The organism is Amycolatopsis sp. NPDC005232 (assembly GCF_040607795.1).
GTDB lineage: Bacteria > Actinomycetota > Actinomycetes > Mycobacteriales > Pseudonocardiaceae > Amycolatopsis.
In genome coordinates this window covers 110,089-132,433 of record NZ_JBEXHL010000014.1, presented here as the reverse complement: position 1 = coordinate 132,433, position 22,345 = coordinate 110,089, and the positions used below count along the sequence as shown (strand labels likewise).

18 protein-coding genes and 1 pseudogene are annotated in these 22,345 nt (G+C 71.0%); 7 read left to right on the top strand and 12 right to left on the bottom strand.

The window, feature by feature from the left end; translation table 11 throughout:
• Nucleotides 1-29 precede the first annotated feature (29 nt).
• Complete coding sequence (locus tag ABZU76_RS26120; protein WP_354873971.1) at nucleotides 30-764, bottom strand: SDR family oxidoreductase; 735 nt, start codon at nucleotides 762-764, stop codon at nucleotides 30-32.
• Between the two features lie 83 nt (nucleotides 765-847).
• On the opposite strand from ABZU76_RS26120, the gene ABZU76_RS26115 reads away from it, so the two are divergent.
• On the top strand, nucleotides 848-1,444 hold the full coding sequence (locus ABZU76_RS26115) for a TetR/AcrR family transcriptional regulator (protein ID WP_354873969.1): 597 nt from the start codon (nucleotides 848-850) through the stop codon (nucleotides 1,442-1,444).
• A gap of 206 nt (nucleotides 1,445-1,650) precedes the next feature.
• On the opposite strand, the gene ABZU76_RS26110 is transcribed toward ABZU76_RS26115, so the two are convergent.
• Nucleotides 1,651-2,859 carry an NAD(P)/FAD-dependent oxidoreductase gene (locus ABZU76_RS26110; RefSeq protein WP_354873967.1) on the bottom strand — a complete coding sequence of 403 codons (1,209 nt, stop codon included), beginning with the start codon at nucleotides 2,857-2,859 and terminating at the stop codon, nucleotides 1,651-1,653.
• A 90-nt stretch (nucleotides 2,860-2,949) separates the two neighbouring features.
• Here ABZU76_RS26110 and ABZU76_RS26105 point away from each other — a divergent pair, with 90 nt between their 5' ends.
• On the top strand, nucleotides 2,950-3,564 hold the full coding sequence (locus ABZU76_RS26105) for a TetR family transcriptional regulator (RefSeq protein ID WP_354873965.1): 615 nt from the start codon (nucleotides 2,950-2,952) through the stop codon (nucleotides 3,562-3,564).
• Here ABZU76_RS26105 and ABZU76_RS26100 read toward each other — a convergent pair.
• Entirely contained in the window at nucleotides 3,554-4,138 is a 585-nt protein-coding gene (locus tag ABZU76_RS26100) for a TetR/AcrR family transcriptional regulator (RefSeq protein ID WP_220242873.1), read from the bottom strand. The genes ABZU76_RS26105 and ABZU76_RS26100 overlap by 11 nt on opposite strands.
• Nucleotides 4,139-4,196: 58 nt before the next feature.
• Between ABZU76_RS26100 and ABZU76_RS26095 the strand changes: the two genes are divergently transcribed.
• Together ABZU76_RS26095 and ABZU76_RS26090 are read left to right on the top strand one after the other, a co-directional pair.
• The gene (locus ABZU76_RS26095; protein WP_354873963.1) at nucleotides 4,197-4,913 is read left to right on the top strand and encodes an SDR family oxidoreductase; all 717 of its coding nucleotides are present in this window, start codon (nucleotides 4,197-4,199) and stop codon (nucleotides 4,911-4,913) included.
• A 581-nt stretch (nucleotides 4,914-5,494) separates the two neighbouring features.
• Nucleotides 5,495-5,668, top strand: a pseudogene (locus tag ABZU76_RS26090) (aldo/keto reductase); the annotation flags it as partial.
• 49 nt (nucleotides 5,669-5,717) lie between these two features.
• Here the strand turns inward: ABZU76_RS26090 and proB are convergent.
• The 5 genes from proB to ABZU76_RS26065 form a co-directional block, all read right to left on the bottom strand.
• Complete coding sequence (gene proB / locus ABZU76_RS26085; RefSeq protein ID WP_354873961.1) at nucleotides 5,718-6,824, bottom strand: glutamate 5-kinase; 1,107 nt, start codon at nucleotides 6,822-6,824, stop codon at nucleotides 5,718-5,720.
• Complete coding sequence (gene obgE / locus ABZU76_RS26080; protein WP_354873959.1) at nucleotides 6,821-8,338, bottom strand: GTPase ObgE; 1,518 nt, start codon at nucleotides 8,336-8,338, stop codon at nucleotides 6,821-6,823. Before obgE ends, proB begins: the two co-directional genes overlap by 4 nt.
• Nucleotides 8,339-8,455: 117 nt before the next feature.
• On the bottom strand, nucleotides 8,456-8,722 hold the full coding sequence (rpmA, locus tag ABZU76_RS26075) for a 50S ribosomal protein L27 (RefSeq protein WP_220242880.1): 267 nt from the start codon (nucleotides 8,720-8,722) through the stop codon (nucleotides 8,456-8,458).
• Between the two features lie 55 nt (nucleotides 8,723-8,777).
• Entirely contained in the window at nucleotides 8,778-9,092 is a 315-nt protein-coding gene (rplU, locus tag ABZU76_RS26070) for a 50S ribosomal protein L21 (RefSeq protein WP_009081084.1), read from the bottom strand.
• Nucleotides 9,093-9,273: 181 nt separating this feature from the next.
• The gene (locus ABZU76_RS26065) at nucleotides 9,274-12,387 is read right to left on the bottom strand and encodes a translation initiation factor IF-2 N-terminal domain-containing protein (protein WP_354873956.1); all 3,114 of its coding nucleotides are present in this window, start codon (nucleotides 12,385-12,387) and stop codon (nucleotides 9,274-9,276) included.
• 496 nt (nucleotides 12,388-12,883) lie between these two features.
• Between ABZU76_RS26065 and ABZU76_RS26060 the strand changes: the two genes are divergently transcribed.
• A complete protein-coding gene (locus ABZU76_RS26060) occupies nucleotides 12,884-14,326 on the top strand; it encodes a S8 family serine peptidase (protein ID WP_354873954.1) in 1,443 nt (480 codons plus the stop codon).
• A 62-nt stretch (nucleotides 14,327-14,388) separates the two neighbouring features.
• Nucleotides 14,389-15,351, top strand: a complete 963-nt coding sequence (locus tag ABZU76_RS26055) for a helix-turn-helix domain-containing protein (protein WP_354873952.1) — start codon at nucleotides 14,389-14,391, stop codon at nucleotides 15,349-15,351.
• A gap of 54 nt (nucleotides 15,352-15,405) precedes the next feature.
• Here the strand turns inward: ABZU76_RS26055 and ABZU76_RS26050 are convergent, their stop codons facing one another.
• The 4 genes from ABZU76_RS26050 to ABZU76_RS26035 all read right to left on the bottom strand — a co-directional run bounded on the left by ABZU76_RS26050 (nucleotide 15,406) and on the right by ABZU76_RS26035 (nucleotide 20,349).
• Nucleotides 15,406-17,337 carry a hypothetical protein gene (locus ABZU76_RS26050; RefSeq protein WP_354873950.1) on the bottom strand — a complete coding sequence of 644 codons (1,932 nt, stop codon included), beginning with the start codon at nucleotides 17,335-17,337 and terminating at the stop codon, nucleotides 15,406-15,408.
• An 84-nt stretch (nucleotides 17,338-17,421) separates the two neighbouring features.
• On the bottom strand, nucleotides 17,422-18,189 hold the full coding sequence (locus tag ABZU76_RS26045; RefSeq protein ID WP_354874206.1) for an ABC transporter permease: 768 nt from the start codon (nucleotides 18,187-18,189) through the stop codon (nucleotides 17,422-17,424).
• A 380-nt stretch (nucleotides 18,190-18,569) separates the two neighbouring features.
• A complete protein-coding gene (locus ABZU76_RS26040) occupies nucleotides 18,570-19,676 on the bottom strand; it encodes a CU044_5270 family protein (protein WP_354873948.1) in 1,107 nt (368 codons plus the stop codon).
• Complete coding sequence (locus tag ABZU76_RS26035; RefSeq protein ID WP_354873946.1) at nucleotides 19,669-20,349, bottom strand: sigma-70 family RNA polymerase sigma factor; 681 nt, start codon at nucleotides 20,347-20,349, stop codon at nucleotides 19,669-19,671. The genes ABZU76_RS26040 and ABZU76_RS26035 overlap by 8 nt, the downstream gene beginning before the upstream one ends.
• A 41-nt stretch (nucleotides 20,350-20,390) precedes the next feature.
• Between ABZU76_RS26035 and ABZU76_RS26030 the strand changes: the two genes are divergently transcribed.
• Nucleotides 20,391-20,876, top strand: coding sequence for a hypothetical protein (locus ABZU76_RS26030; protein ID WP_354873944.1), 486 nt, complete (start codon nucleotides 20,391-20,393; stop codon nucleotides 20,874-20,876).
• Nucleotides 20,877-22,345: the final 1,469 nt, after the last annotated feature.

Genomic DNA, 22,345 nt, shown 5'->3' with positions numbered 1-22,345 from the left:
CCGGCGGGACCCCGTTGTCCCGCCGGGGCTCAGATCTGCGCCTGTCCCCCGTCGACGAACCACTCGGCGCCGTTGACGAAGGACGACGCGTCGGAGGCCAGGAACGTGGCCACCGAGGCGATTTCGTCCGGCTCGCCGAGCCGACCGAGGGGAACCTGCTCGACGAGCTGGGGCAGCATCGGCCCGAGCGCGCCCACCAAACCGGGCGTCTCGGTCGGGCCGGGGCTGAGCACGTTGATGCGGAACTTCCGCGCGGCCGCGTGCTGGGCCCAGCTGCGCACCAGGTTGCGCACGGCGGCCTTCGACGCACCGTAGACCTCCAGGGGCGCACTCGGCCGGATGGCGCTGGTGGACCCCGTCACGACGATGGACGCGCCGGCCGAGAGCAGAGGAAGGGCCTTCTGGACCGTGAAGATCACGCCCTTCACGTTGGTACCGAAGGTGTAGTCGATGGATTCCTCGGTGATGTCCCCGAGCGTTCCCGGCAGGCCGCCGCCGGCGTTGGCGACGAGCACGTCGACGCGGCCCGCCTGCTCGCCCACCACTTCGTAGAGGCGGTCGAGGTCCGCGGCGACCGCCACGTCGACCCGGACCCCGGTGACCGCCGGGCCGGCATCGGCGACCGCTGCCTCGAGCTTCTCCTCGTCTCGACCGGTGATGAACACCCGCGCGCCCTCCGCGGCGAACCGCCGGGCCACGGCCAGGCCGATCCCACTGTTGCCGCCGGTGACGACCGCGACCTTGTCTGCCAGCACCCCTGTCATGGAACTCCTCCAGTTCTTGACTGTCTCGTCCAGAACGCTAGCCCGTTATGGACGAGGCAGTCAAGAACGGTTAGGCTCGCGGGGTGGCGAGACCGCGGAAGTTCGACGAGCGCAAGGTGCTGGACGCGGCCCGGGACCAGTTCTGGCAGGCCGGGTACGCGGCTACGCGCATCGACGAGCTCGCCGAGGTAACGGGCCTCGGCAAGGGCAGCCTGTACGGCGCCTTCGGAGGCAAGCAGGAGCTGTTCCGCCGTGTGTTCGACGACTACTGCACCGCGATCGTCGAGGCCACCGGGCGCGGCCTGCGCGGGTCCGATGAGGACGCTTACGACCGCCTGGCCGCACACGTCAACGCCGTCGCCGCGGCCACCGCCGCCGACGTCACCCACCACGGCTGCCTCCTCGCCAAGGGCGCCGCCGAACTGGCGGAACACGACGACGTCGTCGCCAGGCGGGCACGGGAAACAGTCGAGGCTTTGCAGGGGCTGCTGGCCGGCGACATCGCCGCCTGCCAGCGCAACGGCGACCTCGCCGCGGACGCCGACCCGGTCAAGCTGGCGGCCCTGCTGCTGGCCGTCCTGCGCGGCATCGAGGCAGTCGGCAAGGCGGGCGCGAGCCAGGAAACCCTGCAAGACATCGCGGAAACGGCGATCGCGGTACTCCCCCGGCCCGCAACCTGAGCCGGGCAGTCCCACCTTCCGTTGGGTGAGCGGGCTGACGCCCCCTCAGCCTGAGCCAAGGCCGGCCCCACTTCCGTGAGTGAGCCGGGCCGATGCCGCCGACTGCAGCGCGGCGGCCGGCAATGCGTACCCGGCAAGGAAAGCCGCCGCAGTCCCAGGCTTCGAACAGCCCCGCCGCACAGGGGTCGATTCGGCCGCCCCAGCCGTCAGCGGCGGAGTTTCCGGGCAGCGCCGAGGGTCCGGAACATCGTCCGCGTCAGTGCCCGGCCGAGGCGGCTGCCGGAGACGAATTGGTCGGCACTGCGGGCCGAGGTGCGGACGGCTTTGTCGGCGTACTTGCGCATTTCGCGTTCGTACTCGGCGACAGCCACACGGGCCGCGCGGCCGGAGGTGAGCTTGCGGCACAGCAGCTGGGCGTCGCGGAGGGCGGTGTTGGCGCCGATGCCGCGGAAGGGCGTCATGCTGTGGGCGGCGTCGCCGAGGAGAGTGACGGGGCCGGAGGGCCAGGGGCGGACCGGGACGGACGTGAGGATGGGCAGGCGGCTCACGGTGCCCTCCGGCGAGTCCGAAACAAGCCGCGCCAGGTCGGGGTGCCAGTCGCGGATCAGGTCGAGCACCAGAGATCGCAGGGCGGCACCGTCCAGTTCGGACAGGTCAGCCGGCAGGTTCCGCGCGCCGTAGGCCCACGTCACGTAGCTGCCGGTGTTGTCGAACAGCACCGGGTCGACGCCGGCGGTTTCGTCGTTGACCGCGACCTCCGGGGACAGGTGCGGCGCGGTGAACATGCCGCAGCCGGGTGGGGCCACGACGTACACCGGACCGGCGGTGAACCGGCCGGCGGAGCCCGAGAGCGGTGCCTTGCCGATGATCGTGACGATTCCCGTGTCCACCCGATTCGCGTGCGGCAAGAATTGGGCGCGCACGCGGGAGTTCGCGCCGTCCGCGCCGATCACGAGGTCGGCCGAAGCCGTGGTGCCGTCGGCGAAGTGGAGGGTCACGTCCTTGGGCCCGGCCTCGTAGCGCACGAACTCCTTGTCGTACCACAGGATTCCCTCGAGGCCGGCCGAAAGCACCTGGTGTAGCGAGATCCGGCTGACGGAGTGGTGGGCCTTCGCCGGATCCGCCGCGTCCGGTTCGCGCATCACGGCCAGCTCGCGCAACTGCTCCGTGACGAAGGCGAACTCGTGCGCGCTCTCCCCCGTCGCGGCCACGAAACGCTGCCACGCGTCGGGCGGCAGGCACTCGTGCAATGCGGCCGCACCGTGTGGATCGATGTGCACGCGGTAACCCTGCAGCCGCTCGGTCCGGGTGCGGCTGCGTTCGTACACCGCCACTTCGACACCGGCCCGGACCAGGCCGTGGGCCAGGCACAAGCCACCCGTCCCGCCGCCGACGACGGCAACTCGCAAGTTCATGGTCTTCCCCTCTCGGACCACTCCATAATTATCCGAACGGATGATTAAGTCAACCGTGAAGATGATTGAGTCATCGACTAGGCTGATCCCGTGTCCGAGAACAGCCCCCGCCGTGCGCCGCGCGAACGTCAGCGCGACCCCGAGCGCACGAAGGCGCGCATCCTCGAGGCGGCCAAGGCGGAGTTCGCCAGCTTGGGTTACGCGGCGGCGCGCGTCGGCGAGATCGCCGCACGGGCGGGCGTGAACAAGCAGCTGATCTCGTACTACTTCGGCGGCAAGGAAGGCCTGTACACCGAGCTGAACCGCCCGGTCTTCGACAGCTTCACCACGATCGCCGCGCCGGATCGCGAGCTGGCGGACGTCGCCGCCGAGTTCGTGCGCTCGGGCCTCGCCGACGCCGACCTCGGCCGCCTGTTCCTCTGGGAGAACCTCACCGACGGCGAGCCGGACGCCATCGGTGCCGAAGCCCAGCGCGAGTTCCTCCAACGCCAGCTCGACTACGTCCGCGCGCGTCAGGAAGCCGGCGACTTCCCGGCCGACATCGACCCGGCTGCGCTGATGCTCGTGCTGATGGCCGCGGCCAGCGCCTCGCTCGCGTTCCCGCGCGTGGCCCGCGCGCTCACCGGCCAGGACCCGGGCTCGGCCGAGTTCGCCGACGGCTACGCGAAGCAGCTGGCCCGCATCGTGCGGGCGCTCAAGCCCTGACGATCAGCGCCACCAGCTCGTCGGCGAGCTCAGGGCCGACCGGCGTGCGAGTGGCGAGCAGGCGGTACCAGAGGGTGCCGAACACGACGTCGATCAGGGTTTCGCGGGAGACGCCGGCGGGGAGTTCGCCGCGCTCGGCCGCGCGGTCGACGATCCGGCCCAGTACCTCGCGCCGGCGCAGCAGGAAGTCTTCACGGAAACGGTCGCCGAACGCGGGGTCCACCTGCGCCTGCGCCATCAGCGCGCGCAGCGTGTCGCCGACGGTCTGCTTGCCTCCGAGCGCGAACGTGTCGCGCAGGAACTCGCGCAGGTCGGCCGCGAGGTCGCCGTGGTCGGGCACCGGCACGATCAGGTCGGCCTTGCTCGCGAGCGCCTCCATGAGCACGTCCGCTTTGGACGGCCACCACCGGTAGACGGTCTGCTTCCCCGAGCCGGAGCGCGCCGCGATGCCTTCGATGGTCAGGCCGGCGTACCCGACTTCCGCGATGAGTTCCAAGGTCGCCACGAGGATCGCGTCGCGGCTGGCGGCGCTGCGCTTGCGGCCGGGGCGGCTGCCGAGGGGCTGGTCGGTCACGAGAACCGATGGTAGCGTAATTCGAGACGAGACGTCACGGTTCGAAATTGGAGACCTTATGAGCAACAGCACGGCCCTCGTCGCTGGGGGCACTTCGGGCATCGGGCTGGCGACCGCGCGCAAGCTGCGCGAACGCGAGTTCGACGTCCACCTCACCGGCCGCGGCAAAGAGCGGCTCGACGACCTGGCGGCCAGCGACCCCGGCCTCACCGGCCACCAGGCCGACGGCGGCGACGCGGACGCCATGGCCGCGCTCGCCGAGACGATCGGGCGAATCGACGCCCTCGTGGTGTGCCTCAGCGGCAGCGAGGGAATGGGCCCGATCGCGGACCTGGACCTGGTTATGCTGCGGCGCGCCTTCGACGCGAAGTTCTGGGCGCACCTCACCACCATCCAGGCGGTGCTGCCGAGACTCGCGCCGACGGCGTCGATCACCCTGGTCACCGCCATCACCGCGCGCACCGGTATGCCAGGCACGACCGGACTCGCGGCGATCAATGGCGCCCTGGAGGCGGCGGTCAAACCGCTGGCGGCGGAACTCGCACCGATCCGGGTCAACGCCGTGTCACCCGGGGTGGTGGACACGGCTTGGTGGAGCGGCTTCCCGGCCGAACAGCGCGCGGCCTACTTCGCACAGGTCGCCTCGGTCCTGCCGACGCGACAGGTCGCGTCCGCCGACGACGTCGCCGAGGCCGTGGTGTTCGCGGCCACCAACCCGACCACGACCGGCACCGTCCTGGAGAGCGACGGTGGCGCGCGGCTGATCACACTCTGACGCCCGGCGGGACTTGAGCCGTGATCACGACTCAAGTCCCGCCGTGGCCCCGGGTTTCACCGCAGTCGGAGGGTTGTCGCACCGCACTTCGTCGTCGGGCTCGGAGAGCGGGACACCCAGCTGCGCGGCCGGGCTCCCACGCCGACCGCAATCGCAGCCAGCCCGGCACCCAGCGCCAACGCTCAGCCGCCCGACCGCGACCCGGAGGCACGCCAGCTCGGCGCTGAAGATCTCCCACAACGCAAACGAACGCCCAGTCGCTCGGCGAACCCTCGCCCGAACGCCGGCTGGACCGGACCGACCGGCGCCACCAGCCCGAGATCCCACGCCATGGCACCCTCAGCCGCCGCGCGACAGCCACAACAGCGGCTCGGGCGCGGCGCGGAGACCTCCCGCAGCAAGCAAGACGCCCAGCCACTCGGCGGACCTTCGCCCGAACGCCGGCCAATCAAACCAGTGCCCCGTCAGCCCGGCACCCAGCGCCAACGCTCAGCCGCCCACCGCTGCCCGGAGCCACGCCGGAAACTTCCCGACCATCGGCCAACCGAGGCAACGCCGTCAGTCCGCCTCCCCACGCCAGCGACGTCGTGCCCATCCCGGGCACGAAACGGCGGAAGTACCTGGCGGAGAACGCCGCCGCCGCGGGCGTCTCGCTCAGCGAAGCCGACCTCGCCCGGCTCGAGGACGCCGTGCCGCACACCGCCGTGGCGGGAGATCGCGACACGCCCGCGGGGCTGGCCAAGACGAACGGCTGACCACTGTCCACTTCGGACCCGGCTGTGCCGCCCGGGTCGAAGTGGAGGTCTACCGGCGCAGCGGCACGAGATCGTCCGCGTGGACGACCTCACGGCGGTGCTCCACGGGGACCTCGTGGCTCGACCGGCCGATCAGATCCGGCAGCTCGCCCGCGTCGAACGCCACCACGCCGCGCGCGACCGGGACGTCCTTGGCATCAACGAGGTCCACGACGTCGCCCGCCTCGAACTTGCCGAGCACGCCGGTGATGCCGGCCGCCAGCAGCGAGCGGCGGCGCAGGATCGCGGCCACGGCGCCGTCGTCAAGACGGAGGCGGCCGGACGAGTCGGCGGCGTAGCCGAGCCAGAAGCGGCGCGCGGACAGGCGGGTGTCGGCGGGCGCGAAGACCGTGCCGACGTCGGCCGCGCCGAGGGCGCCCGCGGCGTCGACGGCGGCGGCGAGCAGCACGGGGATGCCGGCGCCCGCGGCGGTGCGGGCGGCGGCGAGCTTCGAGACCATGCCGCCCGTGCCGAGGCCCGAGGAGGACATGCCGACGGAGATGCCCTCCACATCGGACTCGCTCAGCACCTCGGCGATCTTGCGCGTGGCGCCGTCGCGGGGGTCGCCGTCGTAGAGACCATCCACATCGGACAGCAGGATCAGCGCGTCGGCGCCGATGAGGTGAGCGACGAGGGCGGCGAGGCGGTCGTTGTCGCCGAAGCGGATTTCCTGCGTGGCCACGGTGTCGTTCTCGTTGACCACGGGCACAGCGCCGAGGGCGAGCAGCCGCGAGAACGTGCGCTGCGCGTTGCGGTAGTGCGCGCGGCGCACCACGTCGTCGGACGTCAGCAGGACCTGGCCGACGGTGAGCGAGTACCGGCCGAACGATTCCGCGTACGCGTGGGCCAGCGCGAGCTGCCCGACGCTCGCCGCCGCCTGCTTCGTGGCCAGGTCACGCGGGCGCTTGCCCAGCGACAGCGGCGCGAGGCCGGCGCCGATGGCACCCGAGGACACGAGCACGATCTGGCAGTCGCGGGCCACGCGTGCCGCGATGGCGTCGACCAGCGCGTCGAGCCGCTTGACGTCCAGGCCGCTGCCGGCGGTCGTCAGCCCGGACGAACCGACCTTGACGACGAGCCTACGGGCTTCGGCGATCTCGACGCGCGTGCCGCTCACCGGTCCAGTTCCTCCAGATCGTCGTCGAAATCATCCGCATGGCCGGCGGAGGCCGAGTCGGAGTCCTCGTCGGAGAACGACTCGTCCTCCCCGGTCCCGTCACGACGGACCCGGCGGGCTTCCTTGCGCTCCGCCGCGCCGATGCGGTCGCTCTTCTCCAGCCGCACGTCAGTGCCGCGTCCGGACAGGTGCACCGCGACGCTGGGCGACGACGGCTCCCACTCGAACTGCACGTCGCCGATCGTGACCGGGCTGCCCGGCTTCGCACCCTTCTTCGCGAGCGCGTCCTCGACGCCGAGACGGTTGAGACGGTCGGCGAGGTAGCCGACGGCCTCGTCGTTGGCGAAGTTCGTCTGCCGGATCCAGCGCTCGGGCCGGGCACCGCGGACGATGAACGCGCCGTCTTCCTCCGGGTCGGCCGAGACGGTGAAGCCGCTGTCGTCGATGGCCAGCGGGTGCAGCACGATGCGCTGCTGCTCCAGCACCGGCTGCGCCTCGCGGTACTCCTCCACGACCTTCGCCAGCGCGAAGGTGAGCTCCCGCAGGCCCTTGCGCGAGGCCGTCGAGATCTCGAACACCTGCAGGCCGCGGGCCTCGAACTCGGGCCGCACGAACTCCGCCAGCTCGGCGGCTTCCGGCACGTCGATCTTGTTGAGCACCACCACGCGCGGGCGCTCGTCGAGCTTGCCGCCCAGGCCCGGGGTGTACTTGGCGAGCTCCTCTTCGAGAGCGTCCACATCGGACACCGGGTCCCGGCCCGGCTCCAGCGTCGCGCAGTCGACCACGTGCACCAGCACGGCGCAGCGCTCGATGTGGCGCAGGAAGTCCAGACCCAGGCCCTTGCCCTCCGACGCGCCCGGGATCAGGCCCGGCACGTCGGCCATCGTGAACACGGTGGAGCCGGCGGTGATCACGCCGAGGTTCGGCACGAGCGTGGTGAACGGGTAATCGGCGATCTTCGGCTTCGCGGCCGAGAGCACGGAGATCAGCGACGACTTGCCCGCGCTCGGGAAGCCGAGCAGGCCGACGTCGGCGACCGAACGCAGCTCCAGCACCAGGTTGCGCGACTCGCCGGGCTCGCCCAGCAGCGCGAACCCGGGGGCCTTGCGAGCCTTCGACGCGAGCGACGCGTTGCCGAGCCCGCCGCGGCCGCCCTGGGCCGCGATGAACGTGGTGCCGGGCGACACGAGGTCGGCCACGAGCTCGCCGTCCTCCGTGAAGACGACGGTGCCGGACGGCACGCGCATCTCCAGAAGTTCGCCGGCGGCGCCGTTGCGGTTGTTTCCCTGGCCCATCTTGCCGTTGCCGGCGCGGGCATGGGGGCGGAAGTGGAAGTCGAGCAGGGTGTGGACGTTGGGGTCGACGACGAGCGTGACGTCGCCGCCGTTGCCGCCGTTGCCGCCGTCCGGACCCCCCAGGGGCTTGAACTTTTCGCGGTGCACGGAGGCACAGCCGTTGCCCCCGTCACCGGCGGTCAGGTGGATCACCGCACGGTCCACGAACCGGGACGCCATGGCACTGCCTCACTTCACTCGCGAAGAAAAAACTGTCGGACAACACAAACGAGGGGTGGCGCCGGATATTCCGGCTCCACCCCTCGTCGGAAAGTCGTGTTGCAGAAAACCCGAAGATCAGGCTTCCGCGGCGACCGAAGGCACGATGTTGACCGTCTTGCGGCCACGCTTGGTGCCGAACTCGACCGCACCGGCGGCGAGCGCGAACAGCGTGTCGTCGCCGCCACGGCCGACGTTCACGCCGGGGTGGAACTTGGTGCCACGCTGGCGGATCAGGATCTCGCCGGCGTTCACCTCCTGGCCGCCGTAGCGCTTCACACCCAGTCGCTGGGCGTTGGAGTCACGACCGTTGCGGGAGCTGGACGCACCCTTCTTGTGAGCCATAGCGAAGCCCCTTCTTACAAAGTCTCAGTCTGAAAGTCTGCGAAGATCCGAAGAACTACTTGGAGATACCGGTGACCTCAACGCGGGTCAGCTTCTGCCGGTGACCCTGGCGCTTGTGGTAGCCGGTCTTGTTCTTGAACTTGTGGATCCGGATCTTCGGACCCTTGGTCTGCTCCACGACCTTGCCGGTAACCGAGACCTTCGCCAACGCGTCGGCGTCCGTGGTGACCTCGCCACCGTCCACGAACAGCACAGCGGGGAAGGTGTGCTCGGTGCCCGGCTCGCCCTCGAGCTTCTCGACCTCGACGACGTCGCCGACGGCCACCTTGTACTGCTTGCCGCCGGTCTTGACGATCGCGTACGCCGACACGGAAGTCTCCTGCATTAACTCGGCCCTGTAACTACTAGGCAATCGGGTGGGGGGCTGGCGCGGACGGCCCGCCCGAAGGCGGTCCAGGTGCTCGCGCAGCGGCCTGCTCTGGTGGTAGGCCGTACTACAGGTTACGTGAGGTTCCCCGGTGGATGGACACCGGGGTCCCCTACGTGGTCTTTCAGCTCTGTTCCGAGGCGTGCACCGGCGGACCCGCCGGGCGCGACGCCGCCCGGCGCGACCGGCGCCGGGTGGGTCGCGTGGCCGGAGCCGGCACGTCGACCTCGGATTCGGCCTCCGAAGTCGACGCGGCCGCCTCAGCGGTCTCGGCGGTCTCGGCGGTCTCGGCGGTCTCGGCAACCTCGGTCTTCTCAACCATCTCAACCGGCTGAGCCGCTTCCTCGACGGCCGGCGCCGGGGTCTCGGCGGCCGGAGCCGCCGTCTCCTGCGCCGTCTCCACCGTCTTCACGGCCTCCGCCAGTGGCTTCGGCTCGTCCTCGACGTGCGGCTCCGGCTCGCCCTCGTGCTCGCCCTTGTGGGACGCCGCCTTCGACGCGTTCACCATCGCCTGCACGGCCGACACCACGGACTCGCGCTGCTCGGGCGTGGGCGCCGGGGCCGGCTCCACGACCTTGGTGGGCTCGGCCTGCTGCTCGTCGCCCTTGCCTCGGCCGCGCGAGCGACGGGAGCTCTTGGTGTCCCCACCGCCGCCGCCGTGGTTGTGGCCGTTGGTGCCGCCGCCGTTGCCGCCACCACCGGTGCGCTGCGGCTCGGTGGACACGATGACCCCGCGGCCCTTGCAGTGCTCACACGGCGTGGAGAACGCCTCGAGCAGGCCCGTGCCGATCTTCTTGCGGGTCATCTGCACCAGACCCAGCGACGTGACCTCGGCGACCTGGTGGCGCGTGCGGTCGCGGCCGAGGCATTCGGTGAGGCGGCGCAGCACCAGCTCGCGGTTGGACTCGAGCACCATGTCGATGAAGTCGATCACGATGATGCCGCCGATGTCGCGCAGCCGCAGCTGGCGGACGATCTCCTCCGCCGACTCCAGGTTGTTGCGCGTCACCGTCTCTTCGAGGTTGCCGCCCGAGCCGGTGAACTTGCCGGTGTTGACGTCGATCACCGTCATCGCCTCGGTGCGGTCGATGACGAGGTAACCACCCGAGGGCAGCCAGACCTTGCGGTCCAGCGCCTTCGTGATCTGCTCGTCGATCCGGTGGTCGGCGAACACGTCGCCGGTGCCGGTGTAGCGCTTGAGGCGATCGGCCAGGTCCGGGGCCACGTGCTCCACGTACGAGTGGATCGTGTCGAACGACTTGCCGCCCTGCACCTCGAGCTTGGCGAAGTCCTCGGTGAACAGGTCGCGCACGACCTTCACCAGCAGGTCGGGCTCTTCGTAGAGCATGGTCGGCGTGCCGCCCTTTTTGGCGGAACCGGCGTCGGCCTTCTCCTTGATGACGTCCCACTGCACCTTGAGGCGCCGGACGTCGCGGTCGAGCTCCTCCTCGACGATGCCTTCCGACGCGGTGCGGATGATCACGCCCGCGTCCTCCGGGACGATCCGCTTGAGGATGTCCTTGAGCCGGCGCCGCTCGTTCTCCGGCAGCTTGCGCGAGATGCCCGTGGCCCCGCCGGCCGGCACGTAGACCAGGAAGCGGCCAGGCAGCGAAATCTGCGTGGTCAGCCGGGCGCCCTTGTGCCCGACCGGGTCCTTCGTGACCTGCACGAGCACGCTGTCGCCGGTGGACAGAGCCTGCTCGATCTTGCGGGCCTTGCCCTCCAGGCCGGCGGCGTCCCAGTCGACCTCGCCGGCGTAGAGCACGGCGTTGCGGCCGCGGCCGATGTCGATGAACGCGGCCTCCATGCTCGGCAGCACGTTCTGCACGCGGCCGAGGTAGACGTTGCCCACGATCGACCCGGTGCCGGCCGAGGTGACGAAGTGCTCCACGAGCACGCCGTCCTCGAGCACCGCGATCTGCGTGGAGTCGCCCTTCTCGGCGACGACCATCGTGCGCTCCACCGACTCGCGGCGGGCGAGGAACTCGGCCTCCGACAGGATCGGGGCGCGGCGGCGGCCGGCCTCGCGACCGTCGCGGCGGCGCTGGCGCTTGGCCTCCAGGCGCGTGGAGCCGCGCACGCTGCGCACCTCGTCGCGCGCCGGGCGCTCGGGCTGCTCGGCCTTCGCCTGGCGCACGTGGGTGACGGTGTTGGGCGGGTCGTCAGTGGTCGCGTCGGACCCGTCGTCGTCCCCGCCCTTGCGGCGGCGGCGACGGCGCCGGCGGCGGCTGCCGCCCTCGCCGTCGGAGTCGCCGTCGGCATCGGCTTCGCCGGACGAGTCCTCGGACTCGGTCTGCTCGCCCTGCTCGGAGTCGGCCTTGTCGGCCTGCTTCTCGGGCTTGTCGGCCTGTTTCTCGGCTTGCTTGTCGTCCTGCTTCGCCGAGCCGCGCTTGCGGTCCGGCTCGTCGGCGGGCTCGTCGTCTTCGGTGCCGCCTTCGTCGCCGCCCTTGCCCCGGCCGCGGCCACGGCGGCCGCGACGACGCCGGCGACGACCGGCCGCACCGTCTTCGTCGTCGTCGGAGCGGTCGTCGGTGTCCTCGCCCGTGGTGTCCTCGGCCTGCTCGTCCTCGGCCGGCGCTTCCTCGGCGACCGGCTTCGGGCCGACGCCGAACACCGGCGCGTGCCGGCTGCGCGCGGGCCGCTCACCGGCGGGCTCGGGCTCCGGCGGCAGGAAGACCGGCGACGGCGCGGCGAACACCGGCACGTGCACCGGGCGCTTGGCCTGCGCCCGCTCCGGCTCCTCGGCCTCGACCTCGGCGGGCGGGTGGCTCACGACGACCGCGGGCACGGCGGCCCGGCGGACGCGGCGGCGCGGCTCGCGCTGCTCGGGGGCTGCCTGCTCTTCGGCTGGCTGCTCGGTGGTCTCGACGCTTTGGGCGCTTTCGGTGCTTTCGGCCTGGACGGGTTCGGGCTGAGCCGGCTGCTCAGTGACCTCGGGGACCTCGGGGGTCGCAGTGCTCTCGGCCGCCGCGGTGACCTCGGGCGTGCTCTCGGCCGCTTCGGCCGGGGCGAGCGCCTCGGCCACCTTGACCGCGACCTCGCGCGTCACGCTCGACTGCGCACTGCGGGGGCTCTCGCCCAGCTCGGCCAGCTTGGCGAGCAGGTCGCGGCTGCTGGAGCCCAGCAGCTTGGCGAGCGCGTGCACGCGAATGCGCGGCGGCAGCTCTCCCAGCTGACTGGTCACGGGTGCGGCGGTATTCCCGCCGGTCTGATCGGCGGGTGTGTCCGCGTTCGACATGTGTCTCCTCCGCCCCCGGGCGCGTCTGCCGGTTCTCACCGGTCATGACGCGGCCGCGCAGGGGCCCTTTCTGTTCCGTGCCCGCCGTGGTGGTGACCAGCGGCGGGAATCCTTGCGTGGCAAACCGTGCGGTCCACCGGGGTTCGGCGAACCGGGCACGGTCAGGTCTCCTCGGCGGCGCGCCGGCCTGGCTCCGACCCCTCGCGGGCCAGCCCCACCACGTCGAGCTGCCCGGCCTCCCGGGGGCGACGCGAGTGGTGCCGGTCCGGCACTCCTCCGGACCACTCACGACGCAGGCAGGATGCCCGTCGTCGAGGCGGTCGACGTGAGTATCCCACACCCGGGGGTGCACCCGGTGTAGTCGGTGCCTTGCGTGGCCCGTGGCGGTGCGAACTTGGCCGTTCCGCTTGTCCCGCCGCCCCAGCCTGGTTACCGTGCGGCTCGGGCACGCGTGCGCGCGGGTGCCCGGCGTTTCCTGCATCCGGTAGGAGGTCCGGTGTCCCTGCTGGCGCGGCCGCTGCGCGCGGCCGTGTGCCTCGTCGCGGTGCTCTCCGGGTGCCTCGCCGCCGGCCCGGCGAGCGCGGACGAGCCGAGCTGCCACCCGTCCGGGCGAACCTTGCGCTACGTCGTCGCCTTCGACCGGGGCACCTCCGAGGACTCCGCAAGCGAGCAGGTGGAAGCTGCCTGCGGTCACCCGTCCGGGTACTACCCGCAGATCGCCGTCGGCATCGTCACTTCGGATGATCCGGACTTCGGGTCGAATACCGGGCTCGACCGGGCGTTCAGCGCGCAAGGCACCCGGCTGGCGGCGCAGCGCGCGAGCGGCGACGCTGTGCCGCCGCAGCCCGCGCGGGCCGAGCTGCACCTGAGCGACCCGGCGCAGGTGTCCACGGCCGACCTGTCGGGTGAGCAGTGGGACATGAAGATGATCGGCGCGACCTTCGCGCACCAGGTGAGCGAAGGCAGCCGCGACGTGGTGGTCGGCGTGCTCGACTCCGGCGTCGACCCGAGCCACCCCGATCTCGCCGCCGCGATGGACCCGGCCGACTCCGCGGGCTGCCTCACCGGCGTCCCCGATCCGCGGCCGGCGGCCTGGCAACCCACGACTTCGGTGCACGGCACGCACGTGGCCGGCATCATCGCCGCGGCCGACGACGGCAAGGGCGTGACGGGCGTCGCTCCCGGCGTGCGGATCGCCTCGGTGAAGGTGATCGACGACCGGGGCTACGCCGATCCCGAGGCCGCGGTGTGCGGGCTGATGTGGTCGGCGGCGCACCACCTGCCCGTGACCAACAGCAGCTGGTTCGTAAACCCGTGGTCCCTGTCGTGCGTGCGCGGCAACGACCGCGGCGTCGTCCACGAGGTGCTGGCGCGCGCGGTGGAGTACGCCACGTCGGCCGGGACGCTGAACGTCGCGGCGGCGACCAATGAGGCCGTGGACCTGACGCCGTCGGCCCACTCGGGCGTGCCGACGGCCGGGGCCGCGAAATGCGAAGCGCTGCCGGCGGGCCTGCGTGATGTGGTGGCGGTGTCGGCCGTGGGGGCGGACCGTGTGAAGGCCGGTTACAGCTCGTACGGCCTCGGTGTGGTGGATGTCACCGCGCCCGGCGGCGAGGCCGGGCGCTGCGTGGTGTCGACCGTGCCCGGGGGCTACGCGCCGCTGTGCGGCACCTCGATGGCCGCGCCCCACGTCGCGGGCGTGCTGGCGTTGCTGAAGTCGGCGCACCCCGGCATGTCGGCCGCGGACCTGCGCCGCGCCCTGGAGACGGCGGCCACGCCCATGCCGTGCCCCGACGACTACGACCTCACCGGCGACGGCACCCAGGACGCCTACTGCGCCGGCTACGACAGCTACAACGGCTTCTACGGCCACGGCCTCGTCGACGCGCTCGCCGCCGTGACCCCGCCGGAGACGGGCCCGCCGAACCCCGCGCGATAGGCCGTCGGTGCCCCGGGTTGGATGTCCGGACGCGGTTCCGCTGACGTGCGCGAGGAGGTGCGGTGCTCGAAGCGCTCGGCCTGACCGCCGACGAGGAGCGGGTGTTCCGCGTGCTCGTGGGCGGCTACCGCGCCGCGGCCGCCGAGGTGGCCACGCGGCTGGGGCTCGCCGTGGCCGAGGCCGAGCGGGTACTCGGCTCACTCGTGGCCAAACGGCTCGTGAGCCGCACCGGCGAGCACTACGTGCCGGCGCCGCCCGACGTCTCGCTCGGGCCGTTGCTGCGCCACGGCCAGTCGGAGCTCGAACGCGCCCGCGCCGCCGTCACGGAGCTGGCCGAGCAGTACCGCGACAGCGCGCGGCGGCGCGATTCGTCACGGCTGGTCGAGGTCGTCACCGGCGCGGAGGCGATCCGGCAGCAGGCGCTGAGCCTCCAGCGCGACGCGCGCGAGGAGGTGCTGTGGTTCTGCCGCGAGGCACCGATCGCCATGCCGGCCGCCGACAACGACGAGGAGTTCCGCGCCCTGGCCCGCGGCGTGCGCTTCCGGGTGCTGTACGAGACCGCGCTGCTCGAAGAACCGGGCGCGATCGCGGGCCTCGCCGAGGGCATCCGCCTGGGCGAACGGGCGCGCACGATCGCGAAGCTGCCCGTGCGCCTCGCCGTGGCCGACCGAGCGCTCGCGCTGTGCCCGCTCGCCGACGACGAGGCCACGGGCGAGCCGACCGCCGCGCTCGTGCTGGGCAGCAGCCTGGTGACCGCGCTGGTGGCGCTGTTCGAGAGCTACTGGGAACGCGCGTCTCCCCTGCGCGTCGACGGTGTCCCCGCCGACTCGCAATTGTCGCCCGACGAGCGTCGGCTGCTGTCGCTCCTCGTCGGTGGCGTGAGCGACAAGTCGATAGCGAAGCACCTCGGGGTGAGCCACCGGACGGTTCAGCGGCGGTTGCAGGACCTGATGCAGCGGGCGGACGCGCAGAGCCGGATGCAGCTGGCGTGGCAGGTCGCGAAACTCGGGTGGCTGGACGGCTGACTGTCCACTGAGGACCGGGGCCGGGTGTCCACGGCGGACACCCGGCCCCGCGGATCAGTGCAGGGGCAGGCGGTAGACGCCCGCGCCCGTGCCGGCCAACAGCCAGTGGCCGTCGGCGGAGGGCAGGAGGGTGCGGACGTCGCGGTCGGCCGGTTGGGTGGGCAGCTTGGCGAAGTGGCGGCCGCCGTCGTGGCTGATGAGGACGCCGGCGCCGGGTTCGTACTTGTCGGCGGAGGACACGTAGAGGGTGCCGTCGCGGGTGAAGGCGGCATCGGAGTAGCCGGCCGTGCCGAGGCCCGCAGCGGGGCGGAAGCTGGCGCCGCCGTCGGTGCTGACCTTGACGAAGCCGACGCCGGTGACCACGACGTGGCGGGCGTCGCGCGGGTCGACGGTCACGTGGGCGACCTCGCCGTCGAAGAGCTTCTGCGCGGTGGCGCCGCTGTCGGTGCTGCGGTAGAGGCCGGTGACGTCGCCGATCCACACGGCACCACGGGAGCGCGGGTCGACGGCGATCGACTGCACGCCGTCGAGGCCGGCGAGCGCGTGCTGCGTCAGCGTGCGGCCGCCGTCGTGGCTCGTGTAGACGGCGGGCGTGAGGTAGCTGCCCGCGTAGACCGTGCTCGGGTCGCGCGGGTCGACGGCGAGCGCGCGCGAGTTGCCCGGCACGGTCGCGAACTGCTGCCAGGTGGTGCCGCCGTCGCCGGAGTGTTCGACGGTGAAGCAGTCGACCTCGCAGTAGCCCTGGCGCACGCGCAGCACGGCCTTGGCCGACACCGTCGCGAGCGCGCCGACGGAGTTGCCCAGGGTGTCCGGGGCCTGGCCGGTCCAGCCCCAGTCCTGGTAGCCGCGCGGGAGGTGCGCCGCGAACGGCGCCGTCGAGCGGTAGGTGCCACTGCGCGTGGCCGCGACGAGCGCCGGGCCGACGCTCGCGAGCGCGTTGACCTCGGTGTCGGGTACGCCGATGCGCCGGAACGTCACCGAGTCCCGCGTGCTGAAGATCCCCGCGGCCGCTGCCACGACCTGCTCTTGCGGGCGGTCGGGGAAGCTGCCGATCTCGGAGTAGAGGTCGATCGCGCCGGTCGCGGCCGGGTGGTCGGTCCACGTGCGGCCGCGGTCGCGGCTGACCCAGACATCGCGGGCGCCGGCGCTGCCGTCGGGCTGCGACGAGGCGATGGTCTGGACCTCGAGCTCCCCGGCGGGGGTCAGCCCGGTGAACGCCGCCGCGTCGTCGGCGCCCCACGGACCGGTCAGCGTGCGGAAGGTCCGGCCGCCGTCGGTGGAGAGCACGCCGCTGCCGAGCACACCCGAGCCGACGACGATGCCGTCCGCCGCGGCCAGGTTCGAGAAGTACGACGAGCCGGGCACCGAGAGCTTGCGCGGCGCGCGCGGGTGACTCAGCGCGTCGTCTACGACGTGGATTTCGCTGCTGGTGGACAGGAACAGGTGGTCGCCGTCGAGGGCGAGGTCGGTGACGCCCGCCGGCGCGCCCGGGAGCTTCGCCCAGTGGCGGCCGTGGTCGGTGCTGGTGAGCAAACCGTCGTCGCCCGCCGCGAACACGTCCTCGCCCGAAGGCGAGACCACCACGGACGCGAGCAGGCCCGGACTCGTGGCGACGGAGCGGAACGTGCGCGCCGCGTCATCGCTGCGCAGCACCTCGCCGGTGCCCGTGGCCGGGTCGGTGGCGGCGACGTAGACGACGGACCCTTCGCGCGGGTCGGCCGCGATCGCGGTGCCGTTGGCGCCCAACGGACCTGGCGTGGTCCAGGTGTCTCCGTGGTCGTCGGTGCGGTAGACGGCGCGGCCGCTGTCGGGCAGCACGTACAGCCGCGCCGGAGCGTCGGGCGTGAACGCGAGGTGGCCGCCGGCACTGTTCGGGCCGACGAGCTGCCACGGCTGCGCGTGGGCGGGCTCGGCCAAGGCGGGGACGGCCAGGGCGAGGGACAGGCCGGCGGTGAGCGCGGCCAGCTTCAGGGGTCTTCCGTGCATCCGGTCAGCCTGGGGCAGTCCGGGCGCGCCGTCACGATCTTCGCCGTGGCCGAAATACGACAGGTCGCACTTTGGACACCCCGATCAGGTCAGCAGGAGCTTCGCGATCCGCCGCGTCGACCCCCAGACCCCGATCGCCGCGAGCACCAGCAGGTAGGCGAGGTTGCCCGCCATGCTCCACGAGAAGAAGCCCGTGGCGAGGCCGCGCATGAGCTCGATGCCGTGGTACAGCGGGAAACACCGGACCAGCCACTGCAGTGCCTCGGGGTAGACCGTGATCGGGAAGAACGTGGTGGAGAACAGGAACATGGGCATCAGCACGAGCTGGATGTAGTCGAACTGCGACGTCGACTTCAGGTAGCTCACGAGCGTGATGCTGATGGCCGAGAACGCGAACGACACCAGCAGCGCCACCGGCAGGAGCAGCAGCGCCCACCACGACGTGAGCAGTCCCATCGCGCCCGTGACGGCCATGAACGCCACCGAGTACAGCCCGCCGCGCAGCATGGCCCAGCCGATCTCCCCCAGCGCGACGTCGAGCGGGCCGATGGGCGTGGCGAGCATGGCGTCGTACGTCTTCGCGTAGCGCAGCTTGAAGAACAGGTTGTACGTGCTCTCGAACACGGCCCCGTTCATCGCCGACGACGCCAGCAGCGCGGGCGCCACGAACGCGACGTAGCTCATCGGCCGCCCGTCGGGCCCCGGCACGGTCTGGACCAGTTTGCCGAACCCGACCTGGAACGCGAGCAGGTAGAACAACGGCTCCAGCGCGCCGGACAGCAGGATCGTCCACGACCGCCCGTAGACGGTGACCGCCCGCTCGATCAACGCGCCGGCGCGCCCGCTGTACATGCCGGGCGGCAGCACGCGGATGAGCGCTACGCCGCCGAGGGGGCCTTCTGGTCCGGCGACAACCTGGTCGCACGTCGCCAGACACCGCAGGCGATGCCCTGCCGGCCGAACACCGCGTGAACACGGACCTGGGCCGGCATGCGGGGCGCTGATCGGATGAAGCTGCACGGCGGCGGCGCGGTTCGTGATCCACGCGTGCGGAGGCCGCCTGAACTGGTGGTGTGCGCGCCGAGGGCTCAATCGACGAAAGATTGTCGCGGCTGCTGGCCGCGTGGCGCCGCGACATCGACGGCCAACCCAATCCAATGGCCTCAGGAGGCTCCCATGGCCCGACCGTACGGCCGGCTACGCCTGCCAGGCCGGACCGACGCGCGCCTGGTTTATGCCGGTGTCTTACCGAGCCCGTTGACGACAGCGGTGCTGATCGCCGTGGTCTCGAGTTCGGTGCCCGGCTTGATCCACGGGAAGTCTGGCTGCGTGCCAGCCACCACGCGGGTGCCGATCATCGCGCCCGTCGCTTGGTCGATGACCAGCTGGTCTTGCTCGTGTTCGTCTCCTAGGCCGATCGCGGTCCCGGAGCGGCCGTCAAGGTCAGTGGTGCGATCGACGACCTGGATGCCGGGGATCTTCGCGAGCGCGCGGTACCACTGTGCGCGCAGGTCGGCCGGCATCAGGCCGGCGCGGAGGATCTCGACGCCATAGTGGAACATCACGTCCGGCGCCGAACCGCGGACTTTTGTCAGGTCGGTCAGGAAGGCATACAGCTGGCCCGGGTCCCTCGGCAGCTTCGCGTAGAACGTGGGGCTGTCCCAGTCGTTCGCGTCGCCGCAGACCTTCACCGGCTTGACCTTCGGGAAGAAGTCTCCGCATGCGCCGCGCCACTGGCCTTGGTCGTAGGGGCCGAGATCGGGAACGGGGTCCTGGGACTGCGGCGCCGAACCTGCGAGGAACTTCGACTTGTCGAGGACCGTGCGGTTTTCCTGCCAGGTGTCGCGGTAGTCCGCCGGGATCCACCGTTGCGTCCGAGTCTCCCAGAGATAGCTGTAGCCCACCGGTTTGCCACCGACAGGCGGTTTCTCGACACTGCGTTGCACCCAACCGTGCTGGACAATGTATCGGTACTGCCCCGGCCCGACGGGCTGATCGACCGCACCGACACTGAGGTCCGCGGCCTTGGTGAGCACCTGGGAAGCCGAGAGCAACACGACGGCCGGCTGCCCGGGATCGCCACTCGTCGAACCTGGCGTACCGCTGGGCGCACCGAGCTGGATGCCGACAGCGGCGAGGGCGAGCACGGCAGCGGCAGCGGCGGCGATCGGCAGCACGCGCCGACGTCGTGGACGCAGCGCGACCACCTCGCCGTTCCCGGGCCGTGCGGATTCTGCGTCGACCGCGGCCATCAGATTCCGTCGGGCGTTGTCCAGCGAGCCCGGCGCACTCCGGGCGTCGCGGTGCAGCTGGGCGAGCGTCTCGTCGAGCTCATTCACCGGGGTTCTCCTCGTTCTGGACGGTCAGCAGAGCCTGAAGGCGCTGACGGAGGCGGTGCAGCCGAGAACGGATAGTGCTGGCCGGCATACCGAGTGCCTCTGCGACCTCGGCGGGTTCGAGCCCGGCCCACGACGTGAGCAGCAACACGTCCCGATCCTGCTCGCTGAGGTCGGCCAACGCGCCCGCGAGGGTGCGCAGGCGAGCGGCCGCATCGACCCGTCCGGCGACGAGCGAGTCGTGGTTCTCGACGGACCGCTCGCCTGCACCCAACCTGGCGCTGAGCCGGAAGTACCGTTCTTCCTGCCGCACGTGGTTGCGCAACAAGTTGGTGGCGATGCCATAGAGCCAGCTGCGGACCGACGCCTGCGCCGGGTCGTAGCTCATCCGACGGCGAAGTGCCACCAGAAACGTCTCCCCGACGAGATCGTCGGCGACAACGTGGCCCACCCGGCCCGCGAGATAGCCGCGCAGCGGGTACGCGTACTCGTCGAACAGCTCTGCGAAGACCTCCCTCGGGTCTCGCGTGACGAGGTCCGGCCGGTCCCTCTGTTCGGCGGTCTTGTTCACGTAGCTGATTGTCGTGAACCCGTCCGGCGTCCCCCAACGGCGACGAGATGAGATCCAGGTCATAAAACCGCCGATCAGTGAGACATCGAAGCGCGGTGCCGACAACAAGCAGCATGGACAGGCGACGCACTGTAGTTCTGGCAGTCGTGGCACTTGGCTCGCTGGTCGCGGCGTTCTTCGTCGCCGACACGATCCGCTCACCCGGTCCCGTCTTCGCAGCAGCGATCCTGCCGACGCCGCCGACGTCTCACACCTCGGCCTCCCCAGCTTCGTCGAACATCTCGTCCATCTCGCGTTCGTCGAAACCCACTACCTCTGCTTCATCGAGCCCGTCGGTCACCGCGACTCCGACCGGGACCTCGCTGGCGAAGCTCGTGCCAGGTCGGCTGAGCGTCCTCGTGCACGACCGGCCGGCGGGCACGGATCTCGTGTCGTACCGACCGGACGCGATCTACACATCGGCGTCTGTGGTGAAACTGCTCATCGCCTTCCAAGCGCTGGACGAAGGTGCGTCCGAGGACGTCGTGAAGGAGATGCTTTCCCGCAGCGACGACGCAACTGCCAGCCAGCTGTGGGTGCGGTTCGGCGGACCGTCGATCGTGACCCGCGCTGGGCGGCCAAGATCGGTATGACCTCGGCGACGCCACCCCCGGTCCCGCATCCCCGCAAGTGGAGTTGCACCCGCATCGACGCGACCGACCTGGTGCGGTTGTGCGATTACCGCACTGGATGGAGCAACCAAGCACGACGCCGACGGGTTGGTTGATCAGTACTTCGGAATCCCCTGTGTCGTCGCCACCACGGACTGGGGCGTGAAACGGGGGTGGTCCTGCTGCGATCCGGGCCTCAACTTGCATACCACAGGGCTGGTTGACCATCGGAGATATATCGTGATCGTGCTGACTTCGCAGCCAAGCTCGGCGGGCTGGACGACGGCACGCGATCACGTCACCTCAGTGGTGCAGAAGCTTGCTGGCGAGTTCGGGTGGGCATGATCGATTTGTCGCTCGCCCGAATACTACCGTTGACGATGTAGCAAAGGCCCACGATCTCGGCAGGCTGGTCGTCGTTCTGAACGTAATGGCCGACTGCCTGCTGTGCCGATAGATACTCCCACCTGCGCTGGCGAACCACCTCCCGTGCGACCTCATTCAATGTGCAAACGCGGCTCATCCCACGCGCTGAAGCCAAACCGCAGAAGACTCCGGTTGCGCCGAGCCGCACCTCGCTGCAGCGCCATTCGCGGCACCGATCGCTCGCAGTAGGCCGAGCCGACCTCCGACCAGGCGACCAGGCGACCAGGCGACCGAGAGCCTCGCCCCGATCGCGTCGAACGTCACTTTTCCCGAAGTCGCCGGACACGAGCGGGTCCGCCGTATTCGGCGCCGGGGCGGCCGCGCTGCATTTGTTCAACAGCCGCTGCACGAGCTGCAAAACCCTCGCCGGAGCTCCGGTAAGCAGCAGGCGCCGCGTACCGAGCAGCGACCCGGGAGGTTGAAAAGTCCCCGCCCGGGTCACCTGACGCCACCCCGGCGAGACCGCCGAGCCGGAGCGCGAGGTGGAGGAGGCCGAACAGTGAGACTAGGCCGACGACCACGCCGATGATGGCGATCACGGTCACCCCGGAGTTGACACTGGCCGTATCGCCATCGGCAAGACATTCGGTCACCCCGCCGGCTGGGTCTAGTCGCTTGCGATCGAACTCGCCCGGTACCAGCTGGTTTACGAGCCGATCGCCCGCCGCACCCTAGGCGGTTCGCCGGCCGAGTCACGGTACTGGCACGTCGCGACACTCGTCGTCACGTTCGACATCACCAGTGCGTCACTATCTAATGGGTGATAAGCAACCTCCATCAGATCGAGCCAGCACAGACAGCCCGGTGACGTGTCCGCCTCCGTTCGTGTAGAAGACCGCGCCGTGCGAATCGCCGTCAGGCGGCGACACGGCGAACACCGGCCAGGACCCGAAAGTCCTGCGTTCGACGTAGAGATGCGCGACTAGCGCAGGCGGCGGGGCAAACGGTTCTGTGGCCGCTGCTGTCTTCCTCTCCGACCAGGAGCGGCGACGCCAGTCTGGCGCCAGCGCCGTAGGCTTCCAGAA